Source organism: Micromonospora sp. NPDC005553 (assembly GCF_042871765.1).
Taxonomy (GTDB): Bacteria; Actinomycetota; Actinomycetes; order Mycobacteriales; family Micromonosporaceae; genus Micromonospora.
In genome coordinates this window covers 1,276,906-1,299,117 of record NZ_JBIAJD010000001.1, presented here as the reverse complement: position 1 = coordinate 1,299,117, position 22,212 = coordinate 1,276,906, and the positions used below count along the sequence as shown (strand labels likewise).

Genomic DNA, 22,212 nt, shown 5'->3' with positions numbered 1-22,212 from the left:
CGCCTGGTCCGAAGTGCGGGTCTCCTCGACCGTCACCCGCGCCGCTACGCGGCCCGGGTGACGGTTCTGTTGGGCGGCCTCGTGCTGATGGGCGTGGTGTTCGTTCGGCTCGGGTCGTCGTGGTGGCAGACGGGCACAGCGGTCGGCCTCGCGGTACTGCTCGCGCAACTGGCGTTTCTCGGCCACGACGCCGGGCATCGACAGATCTTCCGCTCTCGGCAGGCGAACGACGTGGTGGGCATGGTCTGTGCAAACCTGATGAACGGAATTAGCTACGGATGGTGGGTCGACAAACACAACCGCCATCACGCCCATCCAAACACCGAAGGGCGCGACCCCGACATCGTCGTGGCTCCGCTGTCCTTCACCCCGGGGCAGGCCGCGACGCAGCGCGGCGTGAAGGCGCTGTTCGTCCGCCATCAATCGGCGCTGTTCTTCCCCCTGCTGATGCTGGAGGGTCTGCACCTGCACGGCGCCAGTGTCCGGGCGGTCATCAGCCGCCGCGGACTCAGGCATCGACCGGCGGAAGCCGGACTGCTCGTCCTGCACTTCGGCGGCTACCTCGCAGCCATATTCCTGGTCCTGAGCGTTCCCCAGGCGATCGTGTTCATACTGGTCAATCAAGCCCTCTTCGGGCTCTACCTGGGTAGCTCCTTCGCCCCGAACCACAAGGGGATGCCCATCCTGACCGAGGCCGACGACCTCGACTACCTACGCCGACAGGTCCTTACCTCCCGCAACGTGAGCGGCGGCCGGCTCCTCGACGCCCTCCTCGGCGGGCTCAACTACCAGATCGAACATCACCTGTTCCCCAGCATGCCCCGGCCGAACCTGCGCCACGCCCAGCCACTGATCCGCCAGTTCTGCACCGAACAGGGGGTCGCCTACCACGAAACCACCCTGATCCAGTCCTGGTCGCAAGGACTGGCACACCTGCGAACAGTCGGGTCCGCAGCGACCCGCCTGGGCAACGACTGAAACCGTGTCCGCGCCTCCCACACTGCCCGCACTCATGACCCGCCGGGCCGCAGGCCGTTGACGACGATCGCGAGCATACGGTCGAACTGGGGGCGATTTTCCGCAGGCGCTCATGGCGACCAGGGCCTGACAGATGCCGCGCCGCTCGGTGGCCCATGCGGCGAACCGGCCCATCCAGATGTGTAGCGCCCGGTCCGGTGGCTGGCTGGCCAGCAGGGCGTGGGCGTCCTCGTGTAGCGGGCGGATCTGGTCGCGGTAGATCTCTTCGACCAGGTCCTCGCGCGTCGGGAAGTGGCGGTAGAGGGTGGCGCTGCCGGCCAGTTTCTTCTGAAACTGCGCACCGGTGAGGTCGGCGCGATGCTGCCCAGCTGGCCGCGGTACAGCTGGAGTACAACCTGATCGAACGTACCGCGGAACGCGACCTGCTTCCCATGGCCCGGGAACTGGGGCTGGGAACGGTCCTCTGGTCACCACTCGCCGGCGGGGTGCTCACCGGCAGATACAGCCGCCAAGACCTGGCCACGCCAGATGCCACAGCCGCCGAAAGCGCCCGTAAGAGCTTCAATCTGGCACTCGGTGGGGTCACCGAACGCAACCTCGCGATCGTCGACGTGGTCAAAGAGATCGCCAGCGACCTGAACCGCACGCCCGCTCAGGTAGGCCTGGCCTGGACCCTGCAGAACCCCGCGGTGACCTCCCCAGTCATCGGTGCCCGTACATCAGCACAGCTACAGGAAAACCTCGGCGCACTGGAGGTCGAGTTCACGCCGTCGCAGCTCACTCGGCTCGACCAAGCCAGCGCCATCGAGCTCGGCTTCCCGCACGCGATGCTCGCCAGCGACCACATCAGAGCCCAAACCCGTGGCGAAATCACATTCGCAACCCACCGCTGACACCACGGCGCGATTCGGATGAGGGCCGGCGTCGGCGAGCCGGTAGCCGTAGGGTTGCCGGCTCGCCGAGGTGTCGGCGGCACCTCGATCTGACGTACGACTGTCCAGCGCACGGCCATCACGGGCTGCCGTTATGCGTGAGGCGGACTCCACGGGCGGAGGTCGCAAGGCGGTCGGCGAGCGCGACGACGAGACCGCGGAGGTCATCCGGTCGCTCGATGACAAACGGCCGGTCGAGCGACGCGAGCACCGGAGGCAACCAGTCGAGCCGCTCCGCCCACAGCTCGACGCGGAGCCAGCGCTCGGTCTCCGGATCTGCATCTTCCCCGGACGGGGACTCCTCCACGCTCGCGACGCTGGCGGGAAATCGGGTGCGGATCTGCTCGACCGTCCCCTGGATCCACAGTGTCACTTGATGCCGGTACGGAGCCTTGGCGAGCCCTGAGAGGACGCGCTGCGCCGGATCGAGTCCGGCGGGCGGCTCAAACGCGCCGGGCAGGGTCCTCGCGTCTGCGATGCGATCCAACCGGAACGTCCGGTCTTCGCCGATCTCGGGATCCGCGCCCGTTACGTACCACCGGCCCGAATGGGCGACGAGCCCGTACGGGTGCAGCGTGCGTTCGCTGTGCCGCCCGTCGGCGGCGGTGTACTTGATCGAGACCGGCCGACGATGGTGCACGGCATCGGCGAGAGAGAGCACGATCACGGTCTCCGGGACGGCGAACTCGCCGGGCGGAGCCGTGAAGGTGAGGGATTCGAGCACAGTGTCGAGCCTGTGGGCGAGCCGCTTGGGCAGTACCCGCCGGATCTTCGCCGCCGCCGTCTCACTCGCCGTGCCCGTCGCCGTCGTCAACCCCGCTCGGCGACCGGCGACCAGGCCGAGCAGCACGGCGAGCGCTTCGTCGTCGCCCAGCATGAGCGGAGGCATGCGGTATCCGGAAGCGAGCCGGTACCCGCCGTAGCGGCCGCGCACCGACTCGACGGGCACGTCGAGCTCGATCAGGTGGTCCACGTACCGCCGCACGGTGCGCCCGTCGACGCCGAGCCGGTCGGCCAGTTCGGCCACCGTCCGGCTGCCGCCCGACTGTAGGAGCTCCAGCAGAGTGAGCACGCGAGCGGTAGGTCGAGCCATGCGTGGAACGTAGCGCAAATGTGGACCGTTTCTGTCCGGTATTGGTCCTAGCATGCGAGCTGGAACGGCTCCACCGGAACAAGGAGATCACCATGAACTTCGTCTCGACCCGCATCATCACGGACGACGTCGCACGCCTCGTCGACTTCTACGAGCGAGCCACGGGAGCGCAGGCGAGCTGGGCCAACGAGGACTTCGCCGAGATCAGGACCACCTCCGCGACCCTCGCGATCGGCAGCACCCGCACCGTCCCGCTGTTCGCGCCTGGCGCCGCCCGTCCGGCCGACAACCGTACCGTCATCATCGAATTCCTCGTGGACGACGTGGACGGCGCGCATCAGAACCTGGCCGGCTTCGTCGAGAACTTCGTCAACGAGCCCACCACGATGCCCTGGGGCAACCGGTCGTTACTGTTCCGCGACCCCGACGGCAACCTCGTCAACTTCTTCACCCCTGTGACCCCGGCCGCCATCGAAAAATATGCTCGCTGACGACAGTGCACCCCCCGACAGGTACCTCCGGCAGGCCGGCGTACGGGTGCGCGTTCGCGGCGTTGGGCGGTCAGAACGTCGCGGTGGTGTGCGGGCGGCGTCAGTCAGCACACCGCCCGCACAGGCTTCTGTCAGGTGCCGGCGACCACGACGACGGCGCCCGTCGCCGCCTCGATGCGGTGGATCGGGTCGAACTCGGCGTAACTGCTACGGTCGGAACAGGTGACGCTGCCCTCGGCGACGAGGTCGTTCGTTGCTGAGGTGGCGGTGTTCCACCTCGTCACCGGCCCGCCCGAGTCACCGCCGAGTACGGGACCGTCCTGCGCGTGTCCGGTGACGGTGTCGACCTCCACCACCGGGGAGCCGCTGCATCCGGTGTTGCCGGTGTCGGTGACCCTGCCGTACACCAGGCCGCCGTTGGAGCCGGAAATGTAGACGGCGGAGCCGATGGCGGGCCACCCGGTCAGCTTCGCCGTGACCGGGTTGGCTGTCGACGTGTCGCGCTCGCCGAACCAGGAGTACCGGCTGAAGTAGGCCCCGTTCTCGCCGGCGACCATGGAGACGTCCGTGCCCAGGGCCAGGTAGTTCGAGCTGACGCGGAGGTTCCAGCCGCCGTTGTGCCAGAAGGTGGTGCCATTGGCACCGCAGTGCCCCGCGGTCGTCACCCAGTTGCTGTTCGTTCCCCCGCGAGTCATCCGGAAGCCGGTCGTGCAGTACGCGTTCACGCTACGCGGGTTGTCTCCCGCAGCGGTGACGTTGTAGTTGAACATCGCCAACCCGCCGTAGTACGGGATGGTGTCAACCCGGCGGCTGGCGGGCGTGATCCCGGCCTGCGAGACCGATACCCGGGGAGTCACGCCGGTGGCCTTGACGGCGGCGGCGGCGAGTGCGTCCGCGTCCCCGGAAGCGTGGATGACGACCTCTCCGGCCAGGCGGTCCAGCTTCACACGGTCAACGCTGGCGGCGTGGGAGCCAGCCCAGGCGCGGCTGTTCGCCAGCCGCTCGGCTGCGGCTTCCAGCCGTTTGATCGGTACCGCAGTGGTCTCGAACCGGACCGGGACCTCTCCCGCCTGTCGCGAGCGGGAGCCGACCGCGGAGCGAAGCCGGGCACCTTCGGCGTTCTGTACCTGGCGGACGACCAGTTGACCGGTCACCTCGTCGAAGTAGGTGCCGCCCGCGCCGTCGGGGTGCGCGGCGGCAGCGGCTTCCAGTCGGTGGAACTGCGCGGTCATCGCCTCGACGTCGACTGCTGCGGCAAAGCCGGGTTGCGGGGCCGGCCCGGCCGAAGACTCCTTCGCCTGAGCGGGGGACGATGTGACCGCGATCGTGGTGACTAGGCAGCAGAGCAACACCATGCTTTTACGCATGGAGCCTCCTTAGTGGAAGGTGCCCGGATGGTGCGGTGATCGTATAGTCCCGATCGCGGCAGCGATGTCCTACGCATTGATAAACGACATAGTCTGACTTGTTTCATTCGTCCAGACACGAAACGGGTCCAGGGCCCCCACGCGGGGGGCTCCTGGGCCGGTGTACGACCGCGCGACCCGTCAGAAAATGTTCATGGCGATGCCGTTCGTGAGCGACGTGGTGCTCTGTACGCCATCGATCTTGATCGGGTTGCCAGAGACGTGCTGCACGAAGACCCGCATGATGAAGTTGCGGGTGCCGCAGGTCGGGTCGACCGGGATGCCGGACAGGGCGAAGTTCGTGACGTAGTGGTGCGCGTCGTCGCGGATCGTCTTGCGGGACGTCGCCGTGCTCGTCGTGCGACAGGTGTGCGCCGTCGTGTCCAGCTGGATCATCTCGAAGCGCACATCCACCACAGCGTTCGTGCCGCGCGGCATCTCGTAGGCGTCGACGCTGCTGCTGCACGAGGCCGTACCCGTGTAGCAGGTAGTGAGCTCGAGATTGGCCAGCGCCTGGACGCTGGTGGCGTTGCTGTGCGCGTTCCACTTGTACACGGGCGTGCCGTCGTTGTAGAACACCCAGGCCGTGGAGGTGCCCGCGCCGACGTAGGTGCAGGTGCTGGACGTTCCGGTGCTGTTGCAGGAGGGGTTCTGCCACCAGCGTGCGCCCACCTGGTTGGTGTCGCTCACCTCGAGCCAGGTGTTGGTGGCGACGGCGGTCAGATGGTAATCGGTGAGCGAGCTGGAGGCCGTGTATCCGTAGAGGCCGCAGGTGTAGGTGCCGGCCGACGGCGCGGTGAACAGCAGGTCGGCGTAGATGGGCAGATGCCCAGGCATGGCGTAGTACGTGGTGTCCGAGCCCTCGTGGTTGCGGGACGACGTTGAGGTGGTGCCGACCACGGTGCCGCCCGCGTCCACGCACTTGAGCGTGTTGTTCATCGCCACGATCTGCGTGACGCTGCTCGTCGCCTCAAGACGGCCCCGTACGTGCCTCGACTCTCCGGCCGAGAGCGTGACCGTTCGGCTCAGCAGGCGCTCCTCGACTCTTGAGTAGAAGTTGTTCCCGCTCGTCAGCGTCAGTCTCGTCACCGGCCCCGCATCCGCCTGCGCGGGTTGCGCGGAACCGGTGATGATCAGCAGCGCCACGAGCATGCTGAATGCTTTCCGCACGTATCGACTCCTTCAGAGTTGAGGGAAGGCACCCGGGAGGGTGCCGCGTCGGCCGAATTGCCGGCCATGACCCGAATCGGACCGCAGTTCGAGGCGAGTGAATGTTAATGCCGGCTGATGCCCCACATGGTCCGTACCAGCCGCACGGTGAGCAGCCTTCCGTCGGGTGAGCATTGGCCGTGCGAACAACAGAACGACGGTGCGGGCCACCTCCAGGTGGCCCGCACCGTTATCGAACGCTGGGCGCGTTACGCCCGTCTGCGGAAAGCTGTTGGGTTCGAGTTCCCGGCCTACAGGTCGGCCGTCGTCACGCGGGAGGATTCGTACGTCGTGAAGGACCGGGGGAGGCCGGGCACGGTGGAGACGTTCTTGACCAGCATGCCGGTCGTGGCGTCGATGGTCAGCACCTCGCTGACCTCGCCGCCGAACACCTCGGGGCCGGCGGTGATCGTCAGCGTGGCCTTGCCGTGGGTGGTCGAGTCCTTGACGCTGACCGCGGCGATGGTGGACAGCAGACGCAGCACACCGGCCCGGACCTGCGTGTTGCCGTCGCCAGCGGACAGCGCTTCAGTGCTGTACGTCCACAGGGCGTTGTCGAAGTGCCGCTGAACGGCCTGGGGGGTGTACGGCTTCGGCTTGGCGTTGCCGCCCTTCTGCTTGATGATCACCTGGGCGTCCGCCTGCTGCTTGTCCCACACCGCCTTCTGCGCTACGGGGTCGAGGCCCACCAGCGGGTCCTTGGCTGCCTTGAGCATCTGCGTCCGGCCGTCGGCCGGGCTGCTGTCCGCCGCGGCGACGGCTGCCTCGAGGAGCGGAGCGTAGCCGCCTTCCGTCATCTGATCCTGGTGACGGACGATCGCCCGCTTGATGTCCTTCACGCTGTTGCCCGTATAGATCGCGTGACCGTCGGTGTACAGCGTGTACACGACCTGCATGGTCTTGGTGCCGTGGACCTGCGTCGCCTTCACCAGCCACGCGTCGCCCGCCGACGGGGTGAGCGTCTTGATGGACCCGGCCAGGGTCATCAGCGGCGCGCGCTCGGCGGACCGGTCGACGGTGGTCGAGCTTGAGGTGGCGGCTGACGAATCCTTGCTGGCCTCCGTGCCCCCGGTCGCCGACGAGTTGAGCACCACAGCGACGACTGCCGCCGCGGCGGCAACCCCCACCCCGGCGCCGATGCCCAATCGGCCCGCGATACCGATACGGCGGCGGCGCTGCTCCCGCGTGGTTGTCGTCGTTTCCATGGTTGAAGTCGCCTCCATAGTCGTGTCCTCCGCTGATACCGCCCCCAGCAGCCGTACGGTTCCGGGGTCGGCCATAGCCGCCCGCAGCACCATCCGCGCCCGCTGATACGCCTCCGGGCGCAGTGGTTCTGCGCTGCCCAACGCACCGACCAGATCGAGCTCGTCGGTCATCGGTGTCTCTCCTTCGCGCTGTTGCGGTCCTTCAGAAGCGCGGACACCCCCGGGGCGTCGCGCAATGCCGTCCTGGCCTGGCTCAGCAGCCGCCGCGCGGTGCCGGCCGGTATGCCGAGTGCCCGCGCGGCGTCGGCTGCGGTCAGGTCCTCCCAGGCGACGAGCCTCAGGACCTCCCGCTCTTCGGGTTTGAGCCGCGTCAGGGCCGACCGGAGCACCGCCCGGGCGTCCACGCCGAGGTCCACCGCCGACCACGGATCCCATCCAGTTGCCACGTCCGGTACGTCCGCGACCAGGTCCTCGGCCGGCCGGGATCGCCAGTAGCGCCGCAAGCGATTCAATGCCACCCCGTACAGCCACGGCCGCGCATCGTTGTACGACCGGTCGTACGAGCGCCGCGACTCGAACGCCGCAACCCACACCTCGCCCAGGAGGTCCTCAGCCGCATCCCGCCCTGCCCGGCGAACGAGGTACGAACCGACGGCGGCCTCGTGACGCTCGACCACCTCTACGAAGGCGTCGACATCGCCATCCAGCGACCGGCCTATCAAATCCGCATCCGAAGCCATGGCCCTCCTCGGCAAAAATCCGCGCTTCAACCTGACATTGCCGATCAGCCGGGAAAGTGTTCAGGTGCCGAGGTCCGACGGCGAGCCGTGTTGTCGCCTCACCTGCTCCGCGGATTGGCCGCCGAAGTCAATCCCAGGTCGCCCCGCCCGGGTCCGCGGCATCGCCGACACCCTCACCGACATTCTGCGCACCGCCCGCGCCACCGGCTCGACCCCGGCCGCCGCCGCCAGGTGGGGGAGGCAGCGTCGGGCTTTCGAGCCAGGCTTGGCCGGCCGCCACAGTGTGCCGACAGCGGCGACGATTCGTCGCTGCTCAATAGCAGAACGGTGGCGGGTCGTCCGGGTCCCTGGTGATGCCCAGGTCCGCGCAGTTGAACGCGCTGCCCTCTCCATGGATGCGCCACCCACGGCTCGGCGTGTACCGGAAGAGGTACAAGCCGTCGCCCTGCTGCTTCGGGTCCCAACCGGTCGCCCAGTCCTTCCAGCAGTCCACCCTGTCCGGGCTGATCCGGTAACCGTCAGGCAGACCGGGGACGCGGTTCAAGGTCGCCGCCGTTACCGGGCAGCCATGGTCGGGCCGCCCACTCGCCGTCGTCCTCGAAGGCCGTGCTGGAGATGTCGACCCCGACGGTGGTGGCGATGACGCCGACGGTGTCGGCGAGGCGGACGTCGGCTCCGTCGAGGGCGGGGGGATGGGGACAACCGTCGGTGGATCGGTGGCCGGCGGCGCTGGAGGACCAGAGATTCGGCCGCTCACCAGCGTCGCGGAGGCGACGATCGCCAGCACGCCCGTGGCCGCGGCGACGCCCCTCGTGGCAACGCTGCGCCGGCGCAGCCGGCGGGACTCGTGCAGCGCGCGCTCATACAGGTCGGTGCTTCCGCCGTGCTCCGCCGTATCGGTCATGACGCCGCGCAGCCGGTCGAGATCGTCGGTCAACGGGGGACTCCCTTCGTCTCCGTCGCCGACAGCAGTTCGGGTGCGATCTGTCGCATCCGTGCCAGCGCCTTGCTCGTCTGGCTCTTGATCGTGCCGATCGAGCAGGAGAGCACCTCGGCCGCCTCGGCCTCGCTGCGGTCCTCGAAGAAGCGCAGCACCAGCACCGCGCGCTGGCGGCGAGTGAGTTGATCCAGCGCCCGGAGCAGCGACAGTTTCAGGTCGGAGCGACCCGCGTGGTCGCTGTCCGGGTGAGCTCGGTCGGCGAGTTCTCCAAACAGGTTCTCGGCAACCCGGGTCCGTCGCCAGCGGCGGACATGCAGGTGGTACATGACGGTGCGGGTGTACGCCTCGAAATGTCCGCCGTCAGCGAGCCGACCCAGCGCCCGATGGGTGCGCGCCAGCGCGTCCTGCACCAGGTCCTCGGCGAGGTGCCGATCACCGGTCAGGAGGAAGGCGCTGCGTTGCAGCGCTGGCGTCCGGGCCCGGACGAACGCGCAGAACTCGGCCTCGGCCGGATCCTCCGGCGCGGCTCTGCTGCTCGTCGCCGGGACAGCCCGACGCGCCGTTGGTTCGGCCACCATCGCTCCGCTTCTCGTCATCGGAACAACACCCGCAATCGCCAACTACCACCGGTCATCCGTTGCGCCACGAGCAGAACGGTGGCGGGTCGTCCGGGTCCTTCTCGATGCCCAGGTCGCCGCAGTCGAAGGCGCTGCCCTGTCCGTGGATGCGCCAGCCCTGGCTCGCGGTGTAGCGAAAGAGGTACATGCCGTCGCCCTGCTGATCGCGGTTCCAGCCGAACGCCCAGCCTCTCCAGCACCCCACAGTGTCCGGGGTGATGCGGTCGCCGTGGGGTAGCCCGGGCACGCGGTTCAGGGTCGGTGCGGTCACGGGACAGCCGCCGTCGGGCTGCCTGCTCGACGGCGACGGCAGTGCCGGAGGTGTCGACGGCGATGCCGAGGGGGTCGACACCGACGGCGGCGGGGTGGTGGTGATCGGGGCGGATGCCGTCCCGGGCGGGATCGAGGGGGGTGCCTCGGCGACAGGTTGACCGTCGGAGCAGCCGGCCGAGGCGACCGCGACGAACGCGGCGGTTACGAGGATGCGTGGTCCGGTGTGGAGAGCCATACCTGATGACAGACCCGCCGCGCCAGAAAGGTTGCCGTCAGCTGACGAGATCTTCGCCCACCGGCTCGGAGCGCAATCCAAGCGTGATGTGTGGGGACAAACTCGCCGAAGAGATTGGGCGCCTCGAAGCCCGCCCGCAGGGATCGCCGTACCGGTGTTGCGCCAGGCGTTGACCAGGGATTTGAGCTGACATCGCGCACGCCGCGCTGGTCTGGATCGCCGCCGTCCCGGCGCTCAGGGCGGGAGCCGGTGGAACCTGGGAGGGCGATCACGCTTGATGCCACACCAACTGCGATCGCGACGACCTGGCTGCTGATCGCTCTTTCTCCTCCCCGCCATCGTCTTCACACCAGTGCGGAGAGTCGGATGCTGGACGATCGGTGCGACGGCCACGTTCCACCCGTTGCGTCTCGGCGCGATAGACGGTCAGCCGGTCTCGGTGGCGAAGGGGCCGCCGTTGCCGAACGCGAGTCGCGCGAAGTTCTCGGCGATACGGCGATGTCCGGCAGAGTCGGGGTGCACCCCGTCGGGCAGTGGGAGTTCGGCGTAGTCCGCCTCGCCGTACAGGTCCCGTCCGTCGAGGCAGTGCAGGTTCGGGTCATCGGCCGAGCGCTGCCCGGGCCAGGCCAGGGCTCAGTCGAGCAGATAGCTGGCAGGGACCGCGTCGGTCAGCCAGACACCGTTCGCGCTGCGGTGGAACACGTGCCCGTCGGCGGCCATCGCCGCCGCGTCGACGGTGAGGATCACGACCCGACCGGCTCGCCGGGCGCCGACCCGATAGGCGGTCTCGGTGTCGGTGGAGAGATGGACGTGGTGCCGGCCGCCGCGGTGCAGGCCGGTGGCCCGGATCGACTCCAGCGCGTCGGCGCTGGTGCCGTGATAGAGCCGGTCCGGTGGGGTCACCGAGGGCAGCCCGAGGTCCACCGGGACCGAGTGGCCCTGGTTGGCCCGGATCCGCAGCACCCCGTCGGTGCCGCGCTCGACAGCGAACCGCTGCTTGTCGTTGCTGGCGACGACCGCGTCCAGCTCGGCCCGCTCGATCCGTAGGGCGGCGAGCAGAGCGTCGACGGGAGTCCAACCGGCGGGGTCGAGCACCAGGCCGGCCCGGCCGGGGTCGTGCCGGAGGGCCTTCGACAACCGTTTGCTCAACTTCACCAGGTGCTCGCGTTCCACTGTGGCATTGTGGTCGATCCCCGGTGGTCGAATCGAGAGGTTTTCCGACGACACCGAACTCAGGTCTTCTGCCGCACCGCGGCCCGGACATGGTTCAGCCGGCCGCCAGGGGTTGAAGCGGCTACCACGAAACCACCCACATCTGTCGAAGATAACCGCTACCGGGCGCCTGATAACCGCTGTGATTGTGACGGCGTATCGGGGCAGGATCATCAGCCGTGACACTTGTCCTGCCGCCGCGTCTGACGGCCTCGGCCCGGAGCCTGCGCGACGCCGCTCATCGACGCGGAATACGCACCGTCCAGCTCGGCTCTTTCGACGTGCCCGCCGGACTGCGTGCTGATCACCTTCATGCGGGACCGAGCTTCGCCGACGTTGTCGCACCGTTGCTTGGGATCGCGCCGCTGGAAGCGGAACCTGGTTGGCTGACTGGGCTTCCTCGTGAACTTACCCGCCGCGACATCACCCTGGTCGCCATCGGCGAGGCCTACGAGCTCCGTCGACCGGCGTTCATCAAGTCGCCGAATGACAGGAACATCCCGGCGATGATCTACACGGATGGCTCCCGCCTGCCCGGCCCGGATGCTGTCGACCGGCGGACTCCAGTGCTCGTCAGCGACATCGTCGACTTCACCGCCGAGTACCGGCTACACGTGCTCGACGCTGTTGTCCACGCAGGCAGTCAGTACGCCGCGTACGGCCGATTGCACCTCGGCCCTCCGTCGACCGACGCGCTAGCCTTCGGCGCCGATCTCATCGCCGGCTACGGGCACACGTTGCCCTCCGCCATCGTTGTCGACGTAGGACTCGTGGACGGTCACTGGGCCGTGATCGAGGCAAACGCCGCATGGGCCAGCGGCGCCTACGTAGCGGATCCCGACCTGGTCCTCGATGTCGTCCTTCGAGCGGCAAGCCCAACGGCTTCGGTGACCGACCGCGACCGACAGTTCATCCGACGGCCTCAGCCGAGCGCTGCGCTCTGAGCCGTAGGTCCAAGCCGGTGTACTGAACTGCCGAGTCGAGTGCTCCCTGACAAGGCTTTGTGGCACGACTACGTTAGGGCCCATGACGACGACCTTGGGCCGATTTGCCGGCGTCACGATAGATTGTCAAGACCCACAGAAGCTGGCTGACTTCTGGTCCGCCGTGCTCGGCGGTCGGGTGACGGAGTCCCTACCCGGCTGGCGGCGAGTCATCATTACCGACGGCGGGCCGGTGTTGACGTTCCAACCCGTACCGGAGCCCAAGGTCGGCAAGGCGCGTCTGCACGTGGACATCGCTGTCGCCGACGCCGGTGAAGCGGTGGACCGGATCGGGGCGCTGGGCGGCCGGTGGACCGGCGAACGGCACGACTACCCGGAAGGCGCGGTTCTGGTGATGGCCGACCCGGAGAGCAACGAGTTCTGCGTCGTGCAGTACTACCAAAAATGACGTCCTAGTCCTCACTTTTCGAGCACCGCACTTGCCACCGGATCGCCGGCTGCGGGCTGCCGGGTCAGCGAGCCGTCTCGCGGTGTCGTGAACTGCCGGACCGCTTCGGACCGCTCACCACACTCTCCGATTGCTTCGCGCCACCACGGCATCGGCGGTCAGGTCGTCCTCACTTCGGGGTCACCGACGCTGAGTGTTCGAAAAGGGTGGCGCGTGCAGGGCGTTGATTGGGTAGCGTCCCGGGCGTGATCGAGCTTGTCGAGCGGCATACGGCCCTCGCCGTTGTGGTCGGGTCCCGGGCGTACGGGCTGCACGACCTGGCCTCCGACTACGACCGCCGTGGTGTGTATGTAGCGCCCACACGGGCGTTCTGGCACCTCGACAAGCCGCCCACCCACCTCGACGGTCCGGCGGCGGAGCAGTTCTCCTGGGAGTTCGAACGCTTCTGCGTCCTGGCCTTGCAGGGCAACCCGACAGTTCTGGAGGTGCTCTGGTCCCCGCTGGTCGAGACGATCACCGTCGACGGGGAATGGTTGCTGGCAGCACGGCAGGCGTTCCTGTCGAGGCGGGTGGCCGAGACCTACGGCAACTACGCCAGGGATCAGCTCAACCGAGTGGCGGCCCGCCGCGAGCGGACCGGCGAGACGAATCACAAGCAGGCCATGCACATGGTACGGCTGCTGATCGCCGGGGCGCATGTGCTGCGTACGGGGGAGGTGCTGGTCGACGTTAGTCACCTGCGCGACCGTCTGCTCGCGGTGCGGCGCGGCGAGTTGCCCTGGGATGAGGTTGCCGCCTGGGCGGCGGACCTACTTGTCGAGCTCGCCGACGCGACCGCCGCCACCGTGCTGCCCGATCAGCCCGACCAGATTGACGTGGATCGGCTGCTCGCGGCCGTACGGGAGAGGAACCTGTAGTGACCACCGAGGTGCCGCCGTGGGCCGCCGAGGCAGCCCGCGACCTGCCCCGTCCGCTGCTGTTCGCCACCGTCAGCGGCGCGCATCTGTACGGATTCGCGTCCATCGACTCCGATCTGGATCTGCGCGCCGTGCACCTGCTCCCGGCCGAGGAGGTCGTCGGGTTGCGCACCGGTCCGCAGACGTTGCAGCACATGGGCGTGCGCGACGGCGTCGAGTTGGACGTGGTCAGCCACGATCTGCTGAAGTTCGTCAAGCTGTTGAACAGCCGCAACGGGTACGTCCTGGAGCAGCTGCTGTCACCGCTGGTGGTCCTGACCACTGCGGTGCACGCCGAACTCATCGCCGTGGCCCCGCGACTGGTCACCCGTCACCATGCGCACCACTATCTCGGTTTCGCGGCCACTCAGGAGAGGTTGTACGCCAGGACCGGGCAGCTCAAGCCCGCGCTCTATACGCTGCGGGTCCTGCTCACCGGGATCCACCTGATGCGGACCGGCCGCGTAGAGACGAACCTTGCCGTGCTGGGAACGAGGTTGGCGTACGTACCGGATCTCATTGCCGCCAAACGGGAGGCCGAGCATGGCCCGCTCCCCGCGGGCGTTGCAGGGTGGCTCGCCACCGACGTGTCGCGGCTGCGCGCCGAGCTGGAGACGGCCCGGGACACCTCGGTGTTGCCCGAACGCGCAGATCCGGCAGCCGTGAACGCCCTGCACGACCTGGTGGTGCGCACCCGACTGCACGGGCTCCCCACCAGGGTCGTGAGTCAGCGGACTGAGGTCGGCCGGATGTCCGTCATCTGAGACACAGGCCCCACGGGCAGTGGGCGGGCGAGATCGATCTCGCCCGCCCACTACTTGGGCGCGTCTCGTCGGGGTGCCTACTGCTTCCGTACCGTCAACTTCTGGTAGTCGGCGGCGTAGGGCTGATAGGTCGGGTTGCCCGAGTAGGCGACATGGACCTGGTAGGCCCCGGGCCGCAGGTCGGCGGTCTGCAGTTCGACGACGGCCCTGCCGTGCGCCAGTGGCACGACGTACGCGATGCCGCCGAAGGTGACGGTGACCTCGCCGGTCGGGGTCGGAGGGTGGTGCTTCGGTCCGCTCGCCGGCCCGACGGTCACGTTCAGTGTGAACGTGTCCCCGCGGACAACCGATGCCGGCGTGGCTTTCGCCTTGACCTTGACGGCGGCCGGGCCGGAGGGCACCTCGAACGACGCCGTGCCTTCCGACGCCTTCAGGTAGTCGAAGCCGAGGTACTCGGCCTTGACCGTCCGGGCACCCGCGGGCAGGCCCGTCGGCAGCGTGACGGTCGCCGCACCGTCGCTCAGGTGGGCGAGCTTCGACCACGAGCCGATGCTGATCCGTACCTGACCGCCGGTCTCGAACCCGTCAGCTGCCGTGACCGTCACGGTGGCAGTGGTCGTCTGGGCCCCGCTCGCGTACGGCTCGACAGCCACCTCGGTGGTGGTGGTGACGTCGCTGTTCGGGATTCCGCGGATGTCGTTCCACTCGCGGACGGTCAGCGGGATCACGGTGCCGTGCCGGGGACGGACGACACCGGCGTTGGTCATCGTGATCGCCTTGGCGTTCCACGTCGAAGCCTCGATGTTCTCGTGACACGCGGCCTGGTATCCGCCACCGTTCGTGTACCGGTCACCCCAGAGGTAGAACTGGCCGGGGCAGGCGGTGTCACCGGGGTTGGCCTTGAAGATGACCGGTCCCTCGTACCCCTGGTTGGCGACCCACGTCGTGCGCCCCAGAGCTGGCGCGACCAACGTCCAGTTGGCGATGTTGCTGTCCAGGAAGTCGGTGTGCTTCTCCGAGAAGATGTCCGAGCCCTGGTTGCCGGCCTCGTTCTTGGTCACCCGGTAGTAGTGGTCACCGACCCGGATCGCGGTCGTGTCGATACGCGACAGCGGGGCCGGATCCTGCCAGACCTGGGGAGGGGAGAACGTCTTGAAGTCCCGCGTCGTGGCGTACCACATCTGCGCGTTCCCCTGACCGGTGCGGTTCACGGGGTCGTTCCACAGCGACTGGGCCCAGAACACGACGTAGGCGCCGAGCTCGTCGACCCACAGCGACTCTGGTGCGAAGGCGTTGCCCGCGTTGTCGGGTGCCACCTTCACGTGCCGTTGAGGGGTCCAGTTCACCAGGTCGTGCGACTCGAAGACCTCGATGTACTGAGTGTCGTTGATGGCGTACCCGCCCTGGTCGTACCAGTTCAGGTCGGTGGCGATCATGTAGAACGTGTCGCCGTCGGGGGAGCGGACGATGTGCGGGTCACGAAGCCCCTGGTCGCCCAGCTGGGAGATGAGTGACGGCCGACCTCCGGTCAGACCGGTCCAGTCCAGAGCGGTGTTGCCGTTGGAAGTGGCGAACATGATCTGCTCGCCGTCGGCGATTCCCTCTCCCTTGAAGTACCCCATGAAGTACCGCTCGTGGTCCTCCGATCGTGGCATGGCGGTGATGGTCACCGGGAACGACTTCTTCTGCGAGGCCTTACCCTTTTTGATGGTCGCCGTCAGGGTGGCGGCAACGTCCGCACGGCCGAAGGCGGGCCGGCTGACCACGCCCGTCGGGGTGACGAGGCCGGTGGTCGACCTCCAGGTGATCGTGGATCCGAACTCGCCCTCGGCGGCGAGGTCGAGGTTTCCGCGTACGCCGTCGGCGCCGTCCACTGTCAGATCGAAGGCGTCGCGGTCGACAGCCTGCGCATCGTCGAACTCGGCCTTCACCACCACGGGGATCTCCCGTGTGGTGACCTCCTGCGCGCCCTTGCGGACAGTCGCCGTGAGCGTGGCTGTCGCGTCGGCCTGTCCCTGTGCGGGCCGGGTGATTCTGCCGGTCACCCCGACCTTGCGTGCGCTGGCGACGGCTGGCGGGGTGTTGACCTCGACGACGGACGGGTCGGAACTGGTCCAGGTGATGGCCGAGCCCGCCACGGAGCCGACCTTGGGCAGAACGAGGTCGCGTACGACCGCACTGGTACGGCCGAGGTCGATGGCCGCGGCGTCGGCGCGAACGCCGTCGGAGACCGTCTTCTCTGCCAGGAGGAGTGTCTCGTCGAGGCTCACGGCCCGGTCGTACACGCGGAAGTCCCGGATCGTTCCGCGGAACGAGTAGTGGCCCGCTGTCTGCGAGCGACCGAGGAAGTTGCAGTTGGTCCCCGCGGCGTTCACCGACGGCGCCGTCGTCAGGTTCGTCGACGTCGCGTGCAGCACGCCGTCGAGGTAGACCCTGCCGGTCCAGCTCGTTCCGTCCGAGTTCAGTGACTGGGTGTAGGTGACATGGGTCCACGCTCTCTCGAGCATGCGGACCCGGTTCTGTTGGAGGTTCGTCGGACCCACCGCGACGCGGAACCGCTGGGTGTTCGACGCGAAGATGGAGCCCTCGGCGCCGGTGTCGGCGTCACACGAGCCGGACTTACGGCCGAAACCCCACATCTGGTGCTCGCCGACGTTCGCCGGGTCGACCCACACGTCGTAGTCCACGGTGAGGTTGGACATGCCGGCGGTGATGTCGTTCGGCAGCGCCACGTATGCGCCGTCGAGGGCGCTTTCGTAGGAGTCGGGGTTGAACCTGACTCCTTCGCCGGTCAGGGCCGCCTTCTCGGGATTCACGAGCGTGGCGTTCGCCGCCGCACCCGCGCTACCCGAGTTGACCAACGTCGTCCCACTGGTCTCGTCGAGGGCGAAGTGGTGCACCAGGCCTTGGGTGAGTTGCTCCTCGGCAGCGTACGAGGGCGTTGCCGCGATCGAGACCGAAACAAGCGCACCCAGTGCCAGGACCGCGACACCTCTGCCCTTCCGACTCCGCTCGAGACGTGGTCTTGGCTGTCGCAGTCTCAATTGATCCTCCTTGGCCGGGCGCGTTTGTTTCCAAACTGGACGGACTTGTTAACGCTAACTACGGGGTGCTGTCGGGTCAACGCGATGCGTTGCGGCCCGAGCCCACGGAGGCCCGTGAAGGGTCGGCTTGGCCGTTCGATGTCGCAGCCTGACGCTTGCGGTCTGGCACGCACGTGGCCTGCTGGTTCACGACGGGCGCGCCCCCCATCGCAGTGCGGACGCGCCGGAGGCGCCAGTGGCGTGGTGTCACGATCGCTTGTGACGTGGTGTCACTGTTCGCTCGCCGCTGAGCGCCGAATACTGGGGTGGTCACCGCACGATCGCCGCGTCACACCCGCGTCGATCGCGCCGGCCGCGGGGGCGCTCAGCGCGTGGGCGCTGTGTCCGGTCCGCCGTGGCCGACCTGTTGACCAGCCGATTCGGCGCAGGTCAGGACACACCACACTCGTTACGTTGATCCACCGGATGCGCCGCCGCGCTCGGGAGCTGGACGGTGCGTCGTCGGATCCTGCCAGGGTGCGACGCTCGTCGAGCCGACCGGCCGGGCGGAGGCGCGACCGACAACCAGGAAGGACCGCTGATGACCGCGTCGGTGATCGAGAAGCCCGACTTCACCGGGTTGCGAGCGATGTTCATCAACTGCACCCTCAACCGTTCCGCCGTGCGTAGCCACACTCAGGGACTGATCGATCGCAGTGCGGCGATCATGGAGGCGAACGGGGTCGCCGTGGACCAGATCCGCGCCGTCGACCACGACATCGCCACCGGCGTCCGACCCGATATGACCGAGCACGGGTGGGACACCGACGAGTGGCCGGCGTTGCTGCCCCGGGTGCTGGCGGCCGACATTCTGGTCATCGCCGGGCCGATCTGGCTCGGTGACAACAGTTCGGTGACCCGTCGGGTGATCGAGCGGCTCTACGGTTACTCCGGGGTGCTCAACGAGCAGGGTCAGTACGCTTACTACGGGCGGGTCGGTGGCTGTTTGCTGACCGGCAACGAGGATGGCCTGAAGCACTGCGCGATGAGCATTCTCTACAGCTTGCAGCACATCGGTTTCACCGTCCCGCCGCAGGCGGACGCGGGTTGGCTCGGTGAGGTCGGCCCCGGGCCGTCCTACCTCGACGAGGGCTCCGGCGGGCCGGAGAACGACTTCACCAACCGTAATACCGCGTTCATGACCTACAACCTGCTCCACCTCGCGTCGATGATGCGCAGCGCGGGTGGATTCCCGGCCTACGGCAACCAGCGCACCGCCTGGGAGGCAGGAGTTCATCCGGACGCCGCCAACCCCGAGTACCGCTGACGCGACGACCGACCACGACAACGACCTCTGTCACCCTCTCGTGGCAGCGCCAAGGATGTGAGTAGTGATGACGAGCCCGGCAACGACGACCTGGCCGAGCCTGCGGGTCTCGGACTGGACCGCCACCCGTGACACGGTGCACATGTGGACTCAGATCGTGGGCAAGATCCGCATGGCACACGCTCCGTTTCTCAACCACTGGTGGCAGGTGACCCTGTACGTGAGCCCGCGCGGGTTGACGACGTCCGCCATCCCGTACGGGGCGGGAGCCTTCGAGATCGAGTTCGACTTCATCGGCCATCGGCTCGACATTCGGACCAGCGGCGGCGGCGCACGGAGCCTCGCACTTCGGCCGATGCCGGTCGCCGAGTTCTACTCGCGGGTCATGGCCATGCTCGACGAGCTCGGGATCGAGGCACCTATCCGGCCATACCCCAACGAGGTCGACCCGGCGATCCCGTTCGCAGAGGACCACGACCACGCCTCCTACGACGGCGACGCGGCCGCCCTGTTCTGGCGACAGCTGTTGCAGGCTGATCGGGTCATGGGCGAGTTCCGGTCGCATTTTGTGGGCAAGGTCAGTCCGGTGCACTTCTTCTGGGGTGGGATGGACCTCGCCTGTACCCGTTTCTCCGGCCGGTCGGCCCCGCCACACCCGGGGGGTGTGCCCAACTGCGGGGACTGGGTGATGGTCGAGGGCTATTCCCGCGAACTGTCCAGCTGCGGGTTCTGGCCCGGCGGCGGTGAGGAAGGCGCTTTCTACTCGTATGCCTATCCCGCACCCGACGGGTTCGCCGAGCGGCGGATCGGTCCCGACGGCGCCTACTACAGTTCCGAGTTCCAGCAGTTCCTCCTGCCCTACGAGGTTGCCCGCGCCGCACCGGACCCCGACCGCGCGGTCGCCGAGTTCCTCCGCACCACCTACGAGGCCGCTGCGGACCTCGGGCGCTGGGACCGCTCCGCGCTGGAGGACGACCCCCTCCGGTGGCACCGCGGCCCTGCTCGATGAGGACCGAACACTGTGACGATCACGAGTACGCGGACAAGGTCGATCCCGGCACGCCGTATGGAGGACACGAGATGGTGGAAGTGACGGACGCTCCCGAGGCCAACCGGTACGAGGCCCGGGTCGACGGGGAGTCCAGGGTTGCCGGCGTCGCTCAGTACATCCGCACCGCAGAACTCGTCGCGTTCGTGCACACCGAGGTCTCGCCGGAATACGAGGGCAAGGGGGTCGGGTCGGCGCTGGCCCGCACTGCCCTGGACGAAGCCCGTGCCGCGCATCTGCGCGTCCTGGCCACCTGCCCGTTCATCGCGGGATGGATCGACCGGCATCCCGAGTACCAGGATCTGGTCTACCAGTCCCGCAGCAGGGTCAGCGACTGAACGCAGGGGCGCGGCGGTGCCGCCGCGCGACCCTTCCGGCCCGCTGAGCGGAGGCCCGGGGCGTCCTCACGGCATGGCGAAGTCGGCGAAATCGAAGCCCGGACTCACCACACAACTGACGAGGACGTGCTTGTCGCCCGCCGGTTTCGCGGACTGCCACTCGCCCGCCGGAACCAGGATCTGCGGACATTCGGCACTCAGGATCGTCGGCCGACTGTCCCTACCGACTGTCAGCGCCAACGGCCCACCCGAGTGCCAGAACCAGATCTCGTCCGACCGCACGGTGTGCCAGGCCGACGAGTCACCCGGCTCGAGGAGATAGAGGATCGCCGTCGCGGCGGCACGGCTGCCCGGGTAGCCATCGGGCTCGAACGTGACAGCGGACCGATAGGTTTCCCTGAACCAGCCGCCTTCAGGGTGCGGGCGCAGATCGAACTGTTCGGCAAGAGGCGGACGTACGGACATGATGGCCACTGTAGTGGCCCGCCTTGACCTCCCACCTCTGCGCCGACCCCGGCTGAGCGGACCGACGTCACGATCGTCCTTCAGCCCGGCACGGGTGTTCTGCCTGGCCTCGCCGAACCTGACCTGGGCGTTCTCGCAGGCCGCCACCGAGTGCGCACACCGAGAGATGCATCGCCGGATCGGCTGATGACACGCTCGTGCAACGCCACCGGTCGATCCGCTGCGCCCCCCGGAACGGGCACTTCGGCTTCGCCGGGCGGACCGGCGCGTGGCCGAAACACTCCGCCGAAACTGGGAGTCATCCATGGACAGTTGCCCGTTCTCTCTGGACACCACCGGAAAAGATATCCACGGTGAGGCCGCGAAGCTGCGTTCGCAGGGCGCCGCCACTCAGGTGGTTCTGCCCGGCGGCGTGGTGGCGTGGTCGATCAATAGCTATGCGGTGATCAAGCAGCTGCTCACCGACCCGCGGGTGACGAAGAGCGCCCGCAACCACTGGCCGGCGTTCATCAACGGCGAGATCCCGCCGGACTGGGAAATGATCAGCTGGATCGCGATGGACAACATGGTCACCGCGTACGGCAAGGACCATGTGCGGCTGCGCAAGCTGGTCGGCAAGGCGTTCACCCCGAGGCGTACGGAGGCCATCCGGCCGTGGATCGCCAAGATCACTGAGGAGCTTCTCGACGGTCTGGCCGCCGCCGCCCCCGGTGAGGTGGTGGACCTGCGTGAGCGGTTCGCGTACCCGTTGCCGGCCCGCCTGGTGGCCGACCTCATCGGCATGTCCGAGGAGGCTCGCGCCAAGACGGCGAAGGTCATCGACATGATGGTCGACACCACCGTCACCCCGGAGCAGGCGCAGGCCGTGCTGGCCGGGTGGCGCGGCGCGATGGCCGATCTCATCGCCACCAAGCGGGAGAACCCGGGTGAGGACATCACCAGCGACCTCATTGCCGCCCGTGACGAGGACGGTTCCCGGCTCAGCGAGGAGGAGCTGACGGACACCATCTTCGCCATCCTCGGCGCCGGCTCCGAGACCACCATCAACTTCTTCGACAACGCCATCACGGCCCTGCTCAGCAACCCGGAGCAGCGGGATCTCGTGCTGTCCGGCGAGGCCACCTGGAACGACGTCATCGACGAGACGCTGCGGGTCGAGTCGCCGCTGGCGCACCTGCCGCTGCGGTACGCCGTCGAGAACATCGAACTGGACGGCGTGACGATCCCGCGGGGCGATCCAATCCTGATCAACTACAGCGCGGTGGGTCGCGACCCCGCCCTGCACGGCGACGACTCCGACCGCTTCGACCTGAAGCGCGCCGACAAGGAGCACCTCTCCTTCGGCCACGGACCGCACTACTGCCTCGGCGCCGGGGTGGCCCGGGCGGTCGCGACCACCGGCCTCTCCTCGCTGTTCGAACGCTTTCCCGACATCTCGCTGGCGGTGCCGGTCGCCGACCTGCAGCCGTTGCCCACCTTCATCATGAACGGCCACCGGACGCTGCCGGTCCGGCTGACCGCCCCCGTGCCCGCCGCCTGACAACCATCGACGACCTCAGGGAGCCGCC

22 protein-coding genes are annotated in these 22,212 nt (G+C 68.0%); 11 read left to right on the top strand and 11 right to left on the bottom strand.

What is annotated here, in order from left to right; genetic code table 11:
• The first annotated feature begins 57 nt into the window (after window positions 1-57).
• Both ACFYPG_RS05875 and ACFYPG_RS05870 read left to right on the top strand, forming a co-directional pair.
• Window positions 58-978 carry a fatty acid desaturase family protein gene (locus tag ACFYPG_RS05875; protein ID WP_387350574.1) on the top strand — a complete coding sequence of 307 codons (921 nt, stop codon included), beginning with the start codon at window positions 58-60 and terminating at the stop codon, window positions 976-978.
• Between the two features lie 368 nt (window positions 979-1,346).
• Entirely contained in the window at window positions 1,347-1,871 is a 525-nt protein-coding gene (locus tag ACFYPG_RS05870) for an aldo/keto reductase (RefSeq protein ID WP_387350898.1), read from the top strand.
• A 118-nt stretch (window positions 1,872-1,989) separates the two neighbouring features.
• Here the strand turns inward: ACFYPG_RS05870 and ACFYPG_RS05865 are convergent, their stop codons facing one another.
• Window positions 1,990-3,003 (bottom strand): helix-turn-helix transcriptional regulator, encoded by a 1,014-nt coding sequence (locus ACFYPG_RS05865; RefSeq protein WP_387350572.1) that lies wholly within the window; start codon window positions 3,001-3,003, stop codon window positions 1,990-1,992.
• Window positions 3,004-3,095: 92 nt separating this feature from the next.
• On the opposite strand from ACFYPG_RS05865, the gene ACFYPG_RS05860 reads away from it, so the two are divergent.
• Window positions 3,096-3,494 carry a VOC family protein gene (locus ACFYPG_RS05860; protein ID WP_387350570.1) on the top strand — a complete coding sequence of 133 codons (399 nt, stop codon included), beginning with the start codon at window positions 3,096-3,098 and terminating at the stop codon, window positions 3,492-3,494.
• A 131-nt stretch (window positions 3,495-3,625) separates the two neighbouring features.
• On the opposite strand, the gene ACFYPG_RS05855 is transcribed toward ACFYPG_RS05860, so the two are convergent.
• From ACFYPG_RS05855 to ACFYPG_RS05820, 8 genes are all read right to left on the bottom strand, one after another.
• Window positions 3,626-4,861, bottom strand: coding sequence for a hypothetical protein (locus tag ACFYPG_RS05855; protein ID WP_387350568.1), 1,236 nt, complete (start codon window positions 4,859-4,861; stop codon window positions 3,626-3,628).
• 180 nt (window positions 4,862-5,041) lie between these two features.
• Window positions 5,042-6,070, bottom strand: coding sequence for a hypothetical protein (locus ACFYPG_RS05850; protein ID WP_355008656.1), 1,029 nt, complete (start codon window positions 6,068-6,070; stop codon window positions 5,042-5,044).
• A 290-nt stretch (window positions 6,071-6,360) separates the two neighbouring features.
• Entirely contained in the window at window positions 6,361-7,485 is a 1,125-nt protein-coding gene (locus tag ACFYPG_RS05845; RefSeq protein WP_387350566.1) for a hypothetical protein, read from the bottom strand.
• Complete coding sequence (locus ACFYPG_RS05840; RefSeq protein WP_145780037.1) at window positions 7,482-8,054, bottom strand: RNA polymerase sigma factor; 573 nt, start codon at window positions 8,052-8,054, stop codon at window positions 7,482-7,484. Before ACFYPG_RS05840 ends, ACFYPG_RS05845 begins: the two co-directional genes overlap by 4 nt.
• Window positions 8,055-8,367: 313 nt before the next feature.
• The gene (locus ACFYPG_RS05835) at window positions 8,368-8,598 is read right to left on the bottom strand and encodes a hypothetical protein (protein ID WP_387350564.1); all 231 of its coding nucleotides are present in this window, start codon (window positions 8,596-8,598) and stop codon (window positions 8,368-8,370) included.
• A gap of 389 nt (window positions 8,599-8,987) precedes the next feature.
• A complete protein-coding gene (locus ACFYPG_RS05830; RefSeq protein ID WP_387350562.1) occupies window positions 8,988-9,590 on the bottom strand; it encodes a SigE family RNA polymerase sigma factor in 603 nt (200 codons plus the stop codon).
• Between the two features lie 34 nt (window positions 9,591-9,624).
• Window positions 9,625-9,858: a hypothetical protein gene (locus tag ACFYPG_RS05825; protein ID WP_387350560.1), complete on the bottom strand. Its 234-nt coding sequence runs from the start codon at window positions 9,856-9,858 to the stop codon at window positions 9,625-9,627.
• An 894-nt stretch (window positions 9,859-10,752) separates the two neighbouring features.
• The gene (locus ACFYPG_RS05820) at window positions 10,753-11,292 is read right to left on the bottom strand and encodes an RNA 2'-phosphotransferase (protein ID WP_387350558.1); all 540 of its coding nucleotides are present in this window, start codon (window positions 11,290-11,292) and stop codon (window positions 10,753-10,755) included.
• Window positions 11,293-11,510: 218 nt separating this feature from the next.
• On the opposite strand from ACFYPG_RS05820, the gene ACFYPG_RS05815 reads away from it, so the two are divergent.
• From ACFYPG_RS05815 to ACFYPG_RS05800, 4 genes are all read left to right on the top strand, one after another.
• Entirely contained in the window at window positions 11,511-12,275 is a 765-nt protein-coding gene (locus tag ACFYPG_RS05815) for an ATP-grasp domain-containing protein (protein ID WP_387350556.1), read from the top strand.
• An 82-nt stretch (window positions 12,276-12,357) separates the two neighbouring features.
• Entirely contained in the window at window positions 12,358-12,723 is a 366-nt protein-coding gene (locus tag ACFYPG_RS05810; RefSeq protein ID WP_355008663.1) for a VOC family protein, read from the top strand.
• 245 nt (window positions 12,724-12,968) lie between these two features.
• Window positions 12,969-13,640, top strand: coding sequence for a DNA polymerase beta superfamily protein (locus ACFYPG_RS05805; RefSeq protein WP_387350554.1), 672 nt, complete (start codon window positions 12,969-12,971; stop codon window positions 13,638-13,640).
• Complete coding sequence (locus ACFYPG_RS05800; RefSeq protein ID WP_387350552.1) at window positions 13,640-14,443, top strand: DNA polymerase beta superfamily protein; 804 nt, start codon at window positions 13,640-13,642, stop codon at window positions 14,441-14,443. Before ACFYPG_RS05805 ends, ACFYPG_RS05800 begins: the two co-directional genes overlap by 1 nt.
• A gap of 77 nt (window positions 14,444-14,520) precedes the next feature.
• Here ACFYPG_RS05800 and ACFYPG_RS05795 read toward each other — a convergent pair whose 3' ends face one another.
• Window positions 14,521-17,343, bottom strand: coding sequence for an immunoglobulin-like domain-containing protein (locus tag ACFYPG_RS05795; protein WP_387350550.1), 2,823 nt, complete (start codon window positions 17,341-17,343; stop codon window positions 14,521-14,523).
• Between the two features lie 724 nt (window positions 17,344-18,067).
• Between ACFYPG_RS05795 and ACFYPG_RS05790 the strand changes: the two genes are divergently transcribed.
• From ACFYPG_RS05790 to ACFYPG_RS05780, 3 genes are all read left to right on the top strand, one after another.
• Window positions 18,068-18,793 (top strand): flavodoxin family protein, encoded by a 726-nt coding sequence (locus tag ACFYPG_RS05790; protein ID WP_355008667.1) that lies wholly within the window; start codon window positions 18,068-18,070, stop codon window positions 18,791-18,793.
• 67 nt (window positions 18,794-18,860) lie between these two features.
• Complete coding sequence (locus tag ACFYPG_RS05785; RefSeq protein ID WP_387350549.1) at window positions 18,861-19,802, top strand: DUF5996 family protein; 942 nt, start codon at window positions 18,861-18,863, stop codon at window positions 19,800-19,802.
• 71 nt (window positions 19,803-19,873) lie between these two features.
• The gene (locus ACFYPG_RS05780; RefSeq protein ID WP_387350547.1) at window positions 19,874-20,179 is read left to right on the top strand and encodes a GNAT family N-acetyltransferase; all 306 of its coding nucleotides are present in this window, start codon (window positions 19,874-19,876) and stop codon (window positions 20,177-20,179) included.
• A gap of 66 nt (window positions 20,180-20,245) precedes the next feature.
• On the opposite strand, the gene ACFYPG_RS05775 is transcribed toward ACFYPG_RS05780, so the two are convergent.
• Window positions 20,246-20,644 (bottom strand): cupin domain-containing protein, encoded by a 399-nt coding sequence (locus ACFYPG_RS05775; RefSeq protein ID WP_355008766.1) that lies wholly within the window; start codon window positions 20,642-20,644, stop codon window positions 20,246-20,248.
• Window positions 20,645-20,948: 304 nt separating this feature from the next.
• On the opposite strand from ACFYPG_RS05775, the gene ACFYPG_RS05770 reads away from it, so the two are divergent.
• Window positions 20,949-22,184 (top strand): cytochrome P450, encoded by a 1,236-nt coding sequence (locus ACFYPG_RS05770; RefSeq protein ID WP_355008670.1) that lies wholly within the window; start codon window positions 20,949-20,951, stop codon window positions 22,182-22,184.
• Window positions 22,185-22,212 lie beyond the last annotated feature (28 nt).